The sequence below is a fragment of the Streptomyces fildesensis genome, from assembly GCF_016107395.1.
GTDB classification, from domain to species: Bacteria; Actinomycetota; Actinomycetes; order Streptomycetales; family Streptomycetaceae; genus Actinacidiphila; species Actinacidiphila fildesensis.
On record NZ_JAAIKO010000002.1, the window covers coordinates 176,696 to 190,028 of the forward strand.

11 protein-coding genes are annotated in these 13,333 nt (G+C 69.3%); 10 read left to right on the forward strand and 1 reads right to left on the reverse strand.

Annotated elements, in window-relative coordinates; genetic code table 11:
- The first annotated feature begins 37 nt into the window (after positions 1 to 37).
- The 8 genes from ftsW (at position 38) to C6N31_RS04595 (ending at position 8,049) form a co-directional block, all read left to right on the forward strand.
- Entirely contained in the window at positions 38 to 1,429 is a 1,392-nt protein-coding gene (gene ftsW, locus C6N31_RS04560) for a putative lipid II flippase FtsW (protein WP_138356956.1), read from the forward strand.
- A 6-nt stretch (positions 1,430 to 1,435) separates the two neighbouring features.
- Positions 1,436 to 2,530 (forward strand): undecaprenyldiphospho-muramoylpentapeptide beta-N-acetylglucosaminyltransferase, encoded by a 1,095-nt coding sequence (murG, locus tag C6N31_RS04565; protein WP_138356955.1) that lies wholly within the window; start codon positions 1,436 to 1,438, stop codon positions 2,528 to 2,530.
- 92 nt (positions 2,531 to 2,622) lie between these two features.
- On the forward strand, positions 2,623 to 3,405 hold the full coding sequence (locus tag C6N31_RS04570; protein ID WP_138356954.1) for a cell division protein FtsQ/DivIB: 783 nt from the start codon (positions 2,623 to 2,625) through the stop codon (positions 3,403 to 3,405).
- Positions 3,406 to 3,654: 249 nt separating this feature from the next.
- Entirely contained in the window at positions 3,655 to 4,875 is a 1,221-nt protein-coding gene (gene ftsZ / locus C6N31_RS04575) for a cell division protein FtsZ (protein WP_198357162.1), read from the forward strand.
- A gap of 224 nt (positions 4,876 to 5,099) precedes the next feature.
- Entirely contained in the window at positions 5,100 to 5,819 is a 720-nt protein-coding gene (locus C6N31_RS04580) for a YggS family pyridoxal phosphate-dependent enzyme (RefSeq protein WP_138356952.1), read from the forward strand.
- Positions 5,820 to 5,883: 64 nt separating this feature from the next.
- Complete coding sequence (locus C6N31_RS04585; protein ID WP_138356951.1) at positions 5,884 to 6,480, forward strand: cell division protein SepF; 597 nt, start codon at positions 5,884 to 5,886, stop codon at positions 6,478 to 6,480.
- A gap of 62 nt (positions 6,481 to 6,542) precedes the next feature.
- The gene (locus C6N31_RS04590) at positions 6,543 to 6,827 is read left to right on the forward strand and encodes a YggT family protein (protein ID WP_138356950.1); all 285 of its coding nucleotides are present in this window, start codon (positions 6,543 to 6,545) and stop codon (positions 6,825 to 6,827) included.
- Between the two features lie 49 nt (positions 6,828 to 6,876).
- Positions 6,877 to 8,049 carry a DivIVA domain-containing protein gene (locus tag C6N31_RS04595; RefSeq protein ID WP_138356949.1) on the forward strand — a complete coding sequence of 391 codons (1,173 nt, stop codon included), beginning with the start codon at positions 6,877 to 6,879 and terminating at the stop codon, positions 8,047 to 8,049.
- A gap of 289 nt (positions 8,050 to 8,338) precedes the next feature.
- On the opposite strand, the gene ileS is transcribed toward C6N31_RS04595, so the two are convergent.
- Positions 8,339 to 11,476 (reverse strand): isoleucine--tRNA ligase, encoded by a 3,138-nt coding sequence (gene ileS / locus C6N31_RS04600; RefSeq protein WP_138356948.1) that lies wholly within the window; start codon positions 11,474 to 11,476, stop codon positions 8,339 to 8,341.
- 568 nt (positions 11,477 to 12,044) lie between these two features.
- Here ileS and C6N31_RS04605 point away from each other — a divergent pair.
- Both C6N31_RS04605 and lspA read left to right on the forward strand, forming a co-directional pair.
- Positions 12,045 to 12,638: a TraR/DksA family transcriptional regulator gene (locus tag C6N31_RS04605; protein ID WP_232484791.1), complete on the forward strand. Its 594-nt coding sequence runs from the start codon at positions 12,045 to 12,047 to the stop codon at positions 12,636 to 12,638.
- Between the two features lie 110 nt (positions 12,639 to 12,748).
- On the forward strand, positions 12,749 to 13,330 hold the full coding sequence (gene lspA, locus C6N31_RS04610; RefSeq protein WP_244809133.1) for a signal peptidase II: 582 nt from the start codon (positions 12,749 to 12,751) through the stop codon (positions 13,328 to 13,330).
- Positions 13,331 to 13,333: the final 3 nt, after the last annotated feature.

Here is a 13,333-nt window from a genome sequence, read left to right on the forward strand (position 1 = left end):
TCGTAGACCCCCGGCGCTGTACCACTGGAGGGGACGCATGACGGCAGACCGTTCCGCCGCCCGCGGCGTGGAACGCCGTTCCCGCGAAGGGGCGGCCCGCGTGCTGCCCGCCAAGCGCGTCGCTGCGGGCCCCGCCAGGCCCGCCGTACCCGCCCCGGCACGCAAGGAGGCCAGGACCCGGCGGTCCGGCCCCCTGGGGGGCGCACGCAGGCTCCACGACCGCCTCCAGGCGGCCTGGGACCGGCCGCTCACCGCGTATTACCTGATCCTCGGCGGAAGCCTGCTCATCACCGTTCTCGGGCTGGTGATGGTCTACTCCGCGTCGATGATCCAGGCGCTGCGCTACGGCTACCCGTCCACGTACTACTTCCGCAAGCAGTTGCTGGCCGCCGCCATCGGCACCGTGCTGCTGATCTCCGCCGCGCGTATGCCCGTCAAGCTGCACCGCGCGCTGGCGTATCCGCTGCTGCTCGGCGCCGTTTTCCTGATGTGCCTGGTCCAGGTGCCGGGAATAGGGGAAACGGTCCACGGCAATACCAACTGGATCTCTCTCGGCGGGCCTTTCCAGCTGCAGCCCAGCGAATTCGGCAAGCTCGCACTCGTCCTGTGGGGCGCCGACCTGCTGGCCCGCAAGAGCGACAAGAACCTGCTGATCCAGTGGAAGCACCTGCTGGTGCCCCTGGTGCCCGTGACATTCATGGTGCTCGGCCTGATCATGCTCGGCGGCGACATGGGCACCACGGTCATCCTCACCGCGATTCTCTTCGGCCTGCTCTGGCTGGCCGGCGCCCCCACCCGGTTGTTCGTGGGAGTACTTTCCGGCGCCGCCTTCCTCGCGTTCCTGGCCATCAAGACCAGCCCCAACCGGATGTCACGGCTCGGCTGCATCGCCGCCAGCGATCCGGGCACCAACGACCAGTGCTGGCAGGCCGTGCACGGGATCTACGCCCTCGCATCCGGTGGCTGGTTCGGTTCCGGACTGGGCGCGAGTATGGAAAAATGGGGCGAACTGCCCGAGCCGCACACCGACTTCATCTTCGCCGTCACCGGGGAGGAACTGGGTCTCGCGGGGACGCTGTCGGTTCTCGCCCTCTTCGCGGCCCTAGGCTATGCGGGTATCCGCGTGGCCGGTCGTACGGAGGACCCCTTCGTCAGGTTCGCAGCGGGTGGCGTGACAACCTGGATCACGGCTCAGGCCGTGATCAACATTGGTGCGGTGCTCGGCCTGCTGCCGATCGCCGGAGTCCCGCTTCCGCTGTTCTCCTACGGAGGTTCGGCCCTCCTGCCGACGATGTTCGCGATCGGGTTGCTCATCTCCTTCGCTAGGAGTGAGCCCGGGGCGCGAGCGGCACTGGCCGTGCGCGGACCCGGGGTGATGTCACGGACGATGAGACGGTTCGTCAAAGGACGGCCGTCCGGGAAGCGGTGAATTTCGGTGCATGTCGTACTCGCCGGTGGGGGGACCGCCGGCCACATCGAGCCTGCGCTCGCGCTCGCCGATGCCCTGCGCAGGCAGGACCCGACCGTAGGAATCACAGCGCTCGGCACGGAGAAGGGCCTGGAGACCAGGCTCGTCCCGGAGCGCGGTTATGAACTGGCGCTGATCCCGGCCGTTCCGCTGCCACGCCGCCCCACGCCCGAACTGATCACCGTCCCCGGACGGCTGCGCGGCACCATCAAGGCCGCGGAGCAGATCCTGGAACGCACCAAGGCCGATGTGGTCGTCGGGTTCGGCGGCTACGTCGCGCTGCCCGGCTATCTCGCCGCCAAGCGGCTCGGTGTGCCGATCGTCGTCCACGAGGCCAACGCCCGCCCGGGCCTCGCCAACAAGATCGGCTCGCGCTACGCCCACGGCGTCGCCGTCAGCAGCCCGGACAGCAAGCTGCGCAACGCCCGTTACATCGGCATCCCGCTGCGCCGGACGATCGCCACCCTCGACCGGGCCGCCGTGCGCGCCGAGGCACGGGCCTATTTCGGACTCGACCAGAACCTGCCGACGCTGCTGGTCTCCGGCGGCTCCCAGGGCGCCCGCCGGCTGAACGAGGTGATCGCCACGGTCGCCCCGCGACTGCAGCAGTCCGGCGTCCAGATCCTGCACGCGGTCGGTCCGAAGAACGAACTCCCGGTCCCCGACAACATGCCCGGAATGCCGCCCTACCGCCCGGTTCCGTACATCGACCGGATGGATCTCGCCTACGCGGCCGCCGACATGATGCTCTGCCGGGCCGGCGCGATGACCGTCGCCGAGCTGTCCGCGGTCGGCCTGCCGGCCGCCTACGTCCCGCTGCCGATCGGCAACGGCGAACAGCGCCTCAACGCCCAGCCGCTGGTCAAGGCGGGCGGCGGGCTGCTGGTGGACGACGCCGAGGTGACCCCGGACTGGGTCGTCGGCAACGTCCTCCCGGTGCTGACCGATCCGCACCGGTTGTACGAGATGTCCCGGCACGCCGCCGAGTTCGGCCGCCCCGACGCCGACGACCTGCTGGTCGGCATGGTGTACGAGGCGATCGCCGCCCGCCGGGCAGGATAGGAGCCCCCCGGCGGGCTTGGACAGCAAGCCCGCCCAGGGGCGGCCCCCGGTCACGTTCCGGGGGCGGCCAGGGCGCAGGAAGGGGCGAATGCATGGCCGGACCGACCACCGCGGAACGCGGCGGGAAGGCGGAGCCGACCGCCCCCCCGCGTCGCACGCCCGCCCGCCGCAAGCGCGCGCGCCGCGCCGTGCTGATCCTGCTCGTCCTCGTCACCGTGCTGGCCGCCGCCGGGACATGGCTGGTCTATGGCTCGTCCTGGCTGCGGGCGCAGCACGTCACGGTCAGCGGCACCAAGGTGCTCACCGCCGACGAGGTGCGCGCCGCCGCGGCCGTACCGCTCGGGGGACCGCTCGCCTCGGTCGACACCGGCGCCGTCGAACACCGGCTGCTCGCCGCCCTGCCGCGGATCGCCGAGGTGACCGTCGAACGGGACTGGCCGCACGGCATCGGCCTGAAAGTGACCGAGAGAACGCCGTCCGCGGTACTCAAGAGCGGCGAAAAGTTCATCGAAGTGGACGCGGAAGGCGTACGTTTCGCCACCGTCGTCACCGCGCCGGCCGGTGCGCCCCTCGTGGAATTGACTCCGGATCAGTCTCCGAGCCTTCTCCACTTCGGAACAAAGAGCCTGCTGCGGGCGGCCGTCGAAGTCTCCGCGAGTCTCCCCGATTCCGTCCGCAAGGATGCCCGTGTCATCAGGATGCGGTCCTATGACAGCGTCACCGTCGAACTCTCCGGCGGCCGGACGGTGGTGTGGGGGAGCTCCGAAGAGGGTGAGCAGAAGGCGTCGGTGCTGATCGCTCTGATGAAGGCGGCGAAAAACGCGAACAGATTCGATGTAAGTGCTCCCAGCGCCCCTGCGGCATCGGGAAGTTGACGCCGAGTATCCCGGTTCGCCCCCTGGTTCGCCCGACCGGGCCGTGATCACATAGGGTCAAAAGAAAAACGGGAGGTTCGGCGTGTTCGTTGAACGCACACCGCTTGTCGACTTAGTGTCCTGTCCCAAGGAACGCATGGGACAGGCATACTGGTAACCCTAAACCTCAGCGTTAGGGTTCGGGGCAGCACCGGCGAACGTACCGACCGTCCCACAGGCATACGTAACTCGAGGCGAGAGGCCTTCGACGTGGCAGCACCGCAGAACTACCTCGCAGTCATCAAGGTCGTCGGAATCGGCGGCGGTGGCGTCAATGCCATCAACCGGATGATCGAGGTCGGTCTCAAGGGCGTCGAGTTCATCGCGATCAACACCGATGCGCAGGCCCTCCTGATGAGCGACGCCGACGTCAAGCTCGACGTCGGCCGCGAACTCACCCGCGGCCTCGGCGCCGGCGCGAACCCCGATGTCGGCCGCAAGGCCGCCGAGGACCACCGCGAAGAGATCGAAGAAGTGCTCAAGGGCGCAGACATGGTCTTCGTCACCGCGGGCGAGGGCGGCGGCACCGGTACCGGCGGCGCACCCGTGGTCGCGCATATCGCCCGCTCGCTGGGCGCCCTGACGATCGGTGTGGTCACCCGGCCCTTCACCTTCGAGGGACGTCGCCGCGCCAACCAGGCCGAGGACGGCATCGCCGGTCTCCGCGAAAATGTCGACACTCTCATCGTGATCCCGAACGACCGGCTGCTGTCCATCTCGGACCGCCAGGTCAGCGTGCTCGACGCGTTCCGGTCCGCGGACCAGGTGCTGCTGTCCGGCGTGCAGGGGATCACCGATCTCATCACCACCCCGGGTCTGATCAACCTGGACTTCGCCGATGTGAAGTCCGTGATGTCCGAAGCAGGTTCCGCCCTGATGGGCATCGGTTCGGCCCGTGGCGACGACCGCGCGGTAGCGGCCGCGGAGATGGCCATCTCCTCGCCGCTGCTCGAAGCGTCCATCGACGGCGCCCGCGGCGTGCTGCTCTCCATCTCCGGCGGCTCCGACCTCGGCCTGTTCGAGATCAACGAGTCCGCCCAGCTGGTGAGCGAGGCCGCGCACCCCGAGGCCAACATCATCTTCGGTGCGGTCATCGATGACGCGCTCGGCGACGAGGTCCGGGTCACCGTGATCGCGGCCGGCTTCGACGGCGGCCAGCCGCCGCCCAAGGGCAACCGCGACAAGGTGCTCGGCGCGTACAGCGGTCGCGAGGAGACTCCCGCCACCGGACCTGCCCGGGTCGGCAGCCAGGCCGAGGCCCCGCGCCCGACCTCCTACGGCGGTCTCGGCAGTGTGCCGGTCCGTGCCGAGGAGCCGGAGCCGGTCGCTGAGGTCCCGCCGTCCCCGGTCACCCCGCCGCACGTGCCGCCGGCCCGTCCGTACCAGGACTCCGCGGCCGAGGAGCTGGACGTACCCGATTTCCTGAAGTGAGCTTCCCTCAGTTCCCTGGGTGATGTGACCTTCTTGTCCCCTTGTTCGTGAAGTGGCCGGGTTCGGCCCCTCGGTGAACGGCGCGCATTTCGTCCCTCTTTACGGAGGGGCGCGATGAGCGCCGTTCGCTGTGTATCCGCCCAACTCGCCCGATTCGAGACGGCTATGGGTGAGATATCCCATGTTCGTATCATCGGATCGACTGAAGGAACGTGAGCGAGGCAGTGACGGATCGCAAGGCCCAACTGGCCGCGAATCTGGCCCGGGTCGAGGAGCGCATCACCGCCGCGTGCGACGCGGCGGGCCGCGACCGCAAGGACGTGACGCTGGTGGTGGTCACCAAGACCTACCCCGCGAGCGATGTGCGTTTTCTCTCGGAACTCGGTGTTCAGCAGGTCGCGGAGAACCGCGACCAGGACGCCGCCCCGAAGGCTGCCGCGTGTGCGGATCTGCCGCTGACCTGGCATTTCGTGGGTCAGTTGCAGACCAATAAAGTCCGTTCCGTGGTCGGTTACGCCGATGTCGTGCACTCCGTCGACCGGCTCCGGCTGGTCGGCGCGCTGTCCACCGCGGCGGTCGCCCGCGGCCGCGAGGTGGGCTGTCTGGTCCAGGTCGCCCTTGACACCGAGTCAGGAACCCAGGGCAGCAGGGGCGGAGTCGCGCCCGACGTCGTCGGCGGCCTCGCCGACGCGATCGCCGCGGCGCCGGGCCTCCGGCTCGACGGGCTGATGACGGTCGCTCCGCTCGACGGCCCGTACCGGGGCCAACCCCGCGCCGCCTTCGATCGGCTGGCGGAAATCTCATCCGGCCTGCGCGCGGCCCATCCGGCTGCCACCATGGTCTCGGCAGGGATGAGCGCCGACCTGGAGCAGGCGGTGGCGGCGGGAGCGACACATGTACGCGTCGGTACTGCGGTACTCGGAGTCCGTCCCGGGCTCCGGTAACGTCACCAAACAAGTCGGACCACAGCAATAAATATGGTCTTTCCCCGCTGAGAGGACGCAGAGCATGGCCGGCGCGATGCGCAAGATGGCGGTCTACCTCGGCCTCGTGGAGGACGACGGGTACGACGGCCCGGGATTCGATCCCGACGACGAGTTCGAACCCGAGCCGGAGCCTGAGCGCAACCACAGGCCACGCAGCCAGCACAATCAGCACAATGAGCTCGCCCAGCACCAGCCACAACGGGACGAACCGGCACGACTCGTCCATGCGCCGGCGCCCCGCGAACCGCGGATCGCCCCAGTGGCGTCCATCACACCCGAACGTCACAGCATGGAGAAGAACGCACCGGTGATCATGCCCAAGGTCGTGTCCGAGCGTGAGCCCTACCGGATCACCACACTTCACCCCCGCACGTACAACGAAGCCCGTACCATCGGGGAACACTTCCGCGAGGGCACACCGGTGATCATGAATCTGACGGAGATGGACGACACGGACGCAAAGCGTCTTGTCGACTTCGCCGCCGGCCTGGTCTTCGGCCTGCACGGCAGCATCGAGCGGGTGACGCAGAAGGTGTTCCTGCTGTCGCCTGCTAACGTCGATGTCACGGCGGAGGACAAGGCCCGCATCGCCGAGGGCGGGTTCTTCAACCAGAGCTGAGCACCACACACCGAGGAAATCCGGCCACCAGGCCGAAGGCGAGCAGGGGAGAGGGACGCGCGATGAGCTACGCACTACAGGTGCTCTACATCGTGCTGATGTGCTTCCTGATCGTGCTGATCTTCCGGTTGGTGATGGATTACGTCTTCCAGTTCGCGCGCTCGTGGCAACCTGGGAAGCCGATGGTGGTGGTCCTTGAGGCCACCTACACTGTCACCGATCCGCCACTCAAGCTTCTGCGGCGGTTCATTCCGCCGCTGCGTCTCGGGGGCGTGGCGCTCGACCTGTCCTTCTTCGTATTGATGATCATCGTGCTCATCCTGCTCCGCGTTGTCGGGAGTCTGTGATGAACGATGCGGACTCCCGATATGTCGACGATCACGTTGAGGTGAAGAGATGCCGCTGACCCCCGAGGACGTGCGGAACAAGCAGTTCACGACCGTCCGCCTCCGAGAAGGTTATGACGAGGACGAGGTCGACGCCTTCCTCGATGAGGTCGAGGGAGAGCTGACCAGGCTCCTACGAGAAAACGAGGACCTGCGGGCCAAACTGGCCGCGGCCACCCGAGCCGCCGCCCAGAACCAGCAGCAGGGCATGCGCAAGCCGGAGTCTCAGGACCGTCCGGTCCCCGCGGCCATATCCGGACCGCAGCCCGTGCCGCCGCAGCAGATGGGTCCGCCCCAGCAGATGGGGCAGCCCCAGCAGCAGTCCGGCGCACTGCAGCTGCCTGCCGGGCCGAGCGCCCAGCAGCACGGTCCCGGTCCGATGGGCCAGGGCCCCATGGGTCAGGGTCCGATGGGCCAGAACCAAATGGGTCAGGGTCCGATGGGCCAGAACTCCATGGGCCAGCAGCACCCGATGCAGCAGCAGCACCCCATGCAGCAGCAGCATCCGATGCAGCAGCAGGGCCACCCCATGCAGCAGCAGTCGCCCGGCGGCGACAGCGCGGCGCGGGTTCTTTCGCTGGCGCAGCAGACCGCCGACCAGGCGATCGCGGAGGCCCGTTCCGAGGCCAACAAGATCGTCGGCGAGGCACGCAGCCGCGCCGAGGGCCTGGAGCGGGACGCCCGTGCCAAGGCTGACGCCCTGGAGCGGGACGCGCAGGAGAAGCACCGCGTAGCGATGGGCTCGCTGGAGTCCGCCCGCGCCACGCTGGAGCGCAAGGTCGAAGACCTGCGCGGCTTCGAGCGTGAGTACCGGACCCGTCTGAAGTCCTACCTGGAGAGCCAGCTGCGCCAGCTGGAGACCCAGGCGGACGACTCGCTGGCTCCGCCGCGTGCCCCGGCCGCCGCGTCGCTGCCCGCTCCGTCCTCCATGGGCGGCGGGACGATGGGCGGTGGCATGGCTCCGGCCGGTGCCGGTGCGATGGGTCACAACACCGGCCAGAACCCGTCGTACGGGAACCAGGGCATGGGCCACAGCGGCCCGAACCCGACGTACGGCGGCCAGCAGCAGATGTCTCCGGCCATGACGCAGCCGATGGCTCCGGTGCGGCCGCAGAGCCCGCAGCCGCTGCAGCAGGCGCCTACGCCGATGCGTGGCTTCCTGATCGACGAGGACGACAACTAGTCGCCTGCCGCTCGGCGCGTCAGCGCCTGCGGCGGGCATCGGGCCGGGCCCCTGGGGATTTCTCCCTTGGGGCCCGGCCCGTTTTCGTCGTCCGGTGCGTCGGTGGCTGCGGGGCCGGGCCCTCCGGCGTGGGAGTCCGAAATCGACTAGTGAGGGCCTGGCGGCCCACAAGTAGCTCGGCAGCATTTCGGACCCTCCACGCCTGCGGTCCCGGCCCCTCGCGTTCGAGCCCGGATATGGCGGAGGCCGCCGTCCCACTTGGTGTGGTGGGCGGCGGCCTCCGTGGTTTCTACTGCTTGCGCAGGTGGAAGGTCAGGCCCAGCTGGTCGTCCGTGAAGGGCTGGCCGTAGGTCCGGTCCGGGTCGCCGGGGGCGAAGTCCGTGGCCAGGACCTCGTCCGCGATCAGGGTGGCGTGTTCGGTCAGGGCGGTGGTCAGGTCGTTGTCGGCGGAGTGCCAGCGGACGGCGATGCGGTCCGCCACGTCCAGGCCCGAGTTCTTGCGGGCCTCCTGGATCAGCCGGATCGCGTCGCGGGCCAGGCCCGCCAGGCGGAGTTCCGGGGTGATCTCCAGGTCCAGGGCGACGGTGGCGCCGGAGTCGGACGCCACCGACCAGCCCTCGCGCGGGGTCTCGGTGATGATCACTTCGTCCGGGGAGAGCGGGATCTGCTCGCCGTTGAACTCGACGGTGGCGGTGCCGTCGCGCAGCGCTGCGGAGAGCGCTGCCGCGTCGGCGGCCGCGACGGCCTTCGCGACGTCCTGGACGCCCTTGCCGAAGCGCTTGCCGAGCGCCCGGAAGTTCGCCTTGGCCGTCGTGTCGACCAGGGATCCGCCGACCTCCGAGAGCGAGGCGAGGGAGAGCACGTTGAGTTCCTCGGTGATCTGCGTGTGCAGGGCCGGGTCGAGGGAGTCGAAGCCGGCGACGGCCACCAGGGCGCGGGAGAGCGGCTGGCGGGTCTTGACGCCCGACTCCGCGCGGGTCGCGCGGCCCAGCTCCACCAGCCGGCGGACGAGCAGCATCTGCTCGGAGAGGGTCGGGTTGATCGCGGACTCGTCGGCGACCGGCCACGAGGTGAGGTGGACGGAGTCCGGGGCGTCCGGGGTGACCGGGACGACGAGGTCCTGCCAGACCCGCTCGGTGATGAACGGCGTGAGCGGGGCCATCAGGCGGGTGACCGTCTCGACCACGTCGTGCAGGGTGCGCAGCGCGGCGGCGTCGCCCTGCCAGAAGCGGCGGCGCGAGCGGCGGACGTACCAGTTGGACAGGTCGTCGACGAAGGAGGAGAGCAGCTTGCCCGCGCGCTGGGTGTCGTACGACTCCAGGGATTCGGTGACGTCACGTGTGAGAGCGTGCAGCTCGCCGAGCAGCCAGCGGTCCAGCAGCGGGCGGTCGGCCGGGGCCGGGTCGCTCGCGCTGGGGGTCCAGCCGGCGGTACGGGCGTACAGGGCCTGGAAGGCGACGGTGTTCCAGTAGGTGAGGAGGGTCTTGCGGACCACTTCCTGGATCGTGCCGTGGCCGACCCGGCGGGCGGACCAGGGCGAGCCGCCGGCCGCCATGAACCAGCGGACGGCGTCGGCGCCGTGCTGGTCCATGAGCGCGATGGGCTCCAGGGTGTTGCCCAGGTGCTTGGACATCTTGCGGCCGTCCTCGGCGAGGATGTGGCCCAGGCAGACCACGTTCTCGTAGGCGGACCGGTCGAAGACCAGGGTGCCGACGGCCATCAGCGTGTAGAACCAGCCGCGGGTCTGGTCGATCGCCTCGGAGATGAACTGCGCCGGGTAGCTCTTCTCGAAGATCTCCTTGTTGCGGTGCGGGTAGCCCCACTGCGCGAACGGCATCGATCCCGAGTCGTACCAGGCGTCGATGACCTCGGGGACGCGGACCGATTCCAGCGAGCAGCCTTCGGAGGTGCAGGGGAACGTGATCTCGTCGATGTACGGGCGGTGCGGGTCCAGACCGCTCTGGTCGGTGCCCGTGAGGGTGGAGAGGTCCGAGAGGCTGCCGACGCACGTGAGGTGGTTCTCCTCGCAGCGCCAGATCGGGAGCGGGGTGCCCCAGTAGCGGTTGCGCGAGAGGGCCCAGTCGACGTTGTTGTTCAGCCAGTCGCCGAAGCGGCCCTGCTTGACCGAGTCCGGGTACCAGTTGGTCTTCTCGTTCTCGCGCAGCATCGCGTCCTTGACGGCGGTGGTGCGGATGTACCAGGACGGCTGCGCGTAGTAGAGCAGCGCGGTGTGGCAGCGCCAGCAGTGCGGGTAGCTGTGCTCGTACGGGACGTGACGGAAGAGGCGGCCGGTGCGCTGGAGCTCCGCGACCAGTTTTTCGTCCGCCTTCTTGAAGAACTCGCCGCCGACGAGCGGGACCTCCGGCTCGAAGGTGCCGTCGGGGCGGACCGGGTTCACCACGGGGAGGCCGTAGGCGCGGCAGACCTTGAGGTCGTCCTCGCCGAAGGCGGGGGACTGGTGGACCAGACCGGTGCCGTCCTCGGTGGTGACGTACTCGGCGTTGACGATGTAGTGCGCGTCCGGGATCTCGACGAAGTCGAAGGGCCGCTCGTACGTCCAGCGCTCCATCTCGGCGCCGGTGAAGCTGACGCCGGTGGCGGTCCAGCCCTCGCCGAGGGCCTTCTCCAGCAGCGGTTCGGCGACGACCAGCTTCTCGTCGCCGTCGGTCGCCACCACGTAGGTGACCGTGGGGTGGGTCGCGACGGCCGTGTTGGAGACCAGGGTCCAGGGGGTGGTCGTCCAGACCAGGAGGGCGGCCTCGCCCGCGAGGGGGCCCGAGGTGAGCGGGAAGCGGACGAAGACGGAGGGGTCGACGATCGTCTCGTAGCCCTGCGCCAGTTCGTGGTCGGACAGGCCCGTCTGGTCCTTCGGGCACCAGGGGGCGACGCGGTAGTCCTGGACCAGCAGGCCCTTGTCGAAGATCTGCTGCAGCGACCACCACACGGACTCCACGTACTCCGGGTCCATGGTGCGGTAGGCGTCCTCCAGGTCGACCCAGTAGCCCATGCGGTTCGTCAGCTCGGTGAAGGCGTCGGTGTGGCGGGTCACCGACTCACGGCACTTCGCGTTGAACTCGGCGATGCCGTAGTCCTCGATGTCCTGCTTGCTGGTGAAGCCGAGTTCCTTCTCGACGGCCAGCTCGACGGGCAGGCCGTGGCAGTCCCAGCCGGCCTTGCGGGTCACATGGTGGCCCCGCATGGTCTTGAAGCGGGGGAAGACGTCCTTGAAGACGCGGGCCTCGATGTGGTGCGCGCCCGGCATGCCGTTGGCGGTCGGCGGGCCCTCGTAGAACACCCACTCGGGCAGCCCCTCGGACTGGTCGAGGGAGCGGGCGAAGATCTTGTTCTCGCTCCAGAAGCCGAGCACCTCGTGCTCGAGAGCGGGCAGGTCGACCTGGGCGGGTACCTGGCGGTACTGCGGCGTCATCGGTGGTGCCTCCGGCGGACTGTCACGTGTTTCCGTGTTCCGACGAAGGGACGAGAGCCTGGGCTCCCGCGGTACCACCCTTCTTGGCCCGGGAGGCGGCGCCCCCTGGACCCCCTTGATTGGGGCCGCGATGCCGGTTCTACTCGCCCTGCGGCTTTCCTCCGGCGGCTCCGGGGTGATCTTCGCGTCGCGCACACCCCCGGGCTTCCACCGTCCCCGGGTCGCTCTTGGCTGCGTGCGGCGCTACTCGTCCCTTTCCACGCCTTTCGCTGCGGCCAGTGTACGGGGCCGGGGCCGCCGTGTCGGCCCGGTTCCGCGGGTCGGCGGGCCGGGTCCCGCTGACCCGAATGGCCGGATGAAGACAACCGAAGTCCGGCCGTCCGGCGTCACTACCGGTGAATACCGGAATACCTGGTGGAACACCTGGGCACACAGGATGCAGACCTGTCGGCCCACCGGGCGCGACGGGGGGATCAAGCGGCGTGCCCCGTTGCCGCGGGTCCGGAGCCGTTTTACCGTTCCGGCACGATTCGCGAGCAAGATCACAAAATGTGAAGGGGTCGCGGCCATGGTCGTGAAGAAGACCGCCGCCAAGAAGACGACACCGGCGAAGAAGGCGGCCACCGCCGCCAAGAAGGCCGTGAAAAAGGTCGTGGCGAAGAAGACCGCGGCAGCGAAGAAGACGGGAGCCAAAAAGGTGGTTGCGAAGAAGACGGTGGCCGGTACGGTCACGTCCGCGGTTCCCGCCTCCCGGGCGGCCGGGGAGCCCGGCGTGCTCCCGGTACGGCCGGGGGAGGACCGCTGGTCCGCCTCCGAGGTCCTGGAGGCCCGTGCCGAGCTGCTCGCGGAGGCCGAGCGGCTGCGGGCCGAGATCGCGTCCTCGGAGGCGTCGGTGGCGGGGCTGCTGCGCGATTCCGGGGGCGGCGCGGGTGACGACGACGCCGACACCGGCACCAAGAACATCACCAGGGAGCACGAGATGTCGCTGGCGGCGACCGCCCGCGAGATGCTCGCCCAGTCCGAGCACGCCCTGGAGCGGCTCGACGAGGGCACCTACGGCCGCTGCGAGTCCTGCGGCAACCCGATCGGCAAGGCGCGGATGCAGGCGTTCCCGCGGGCCACCCTGTGCATCGACTGCAAGCAGAAGCAGGAGCGTCGCTGAACCCCCTGCCCTCGGCCGGGGGGACCCCCGCGCACGGGTGTGACGTACCCTCGTCAACAGCCAGGATCCGGCCTGGCCGGCACAAGCTGCACAAGGGCTGAGGGACGCACGTGACGGAAGCGGAGCACGGCATCGAGGAACGGGACGAAGAGGCCACGGCAGCGGCCGGGGCCCCTGAGGAGGCGCCGCCCACCGCACCCAGGGGCAAGCGGCGCATCGCCCTCCTGCTCGCGGTGGCGGCGCTGGCGTACGCCCTGGACCTGCTGTCCAAGCTCTGGGTGGTGACCAGCCTCGAACACCGGGACACCCCGATCGACGTGCTCGGCAGCTGGCTGCGGCTCGAGGCGATCCGCAACGGGGGAGCGGCCTTCGGCTTCGGCCAGGGCATGACGATCGTCTTCACGATCATCGCGGCCGGGGTGATCGTGGTGATCGCCCGGCTGGCCCGCAAGCTCTACAGCCTGCCCTGGGCGATCGCGCTCGGGCTGCTGCTCGGCGGGGCCTTCGGCAACCTCACCGACCGGGTCTTCCGGTCGCCGGGGTTCCTGGAGGGGCATGTGGTGGACTTCATCGCGCCCGCCCACTTCGCGGTCTTCAACCTCGCCGACTCCGCGATCGTCTGCGGCGGCATCCTGATCGTGCTGCTGTCCTTCCGCGGACTCGACCCGGACGGCACCCTGCACCGCGACTGAGCC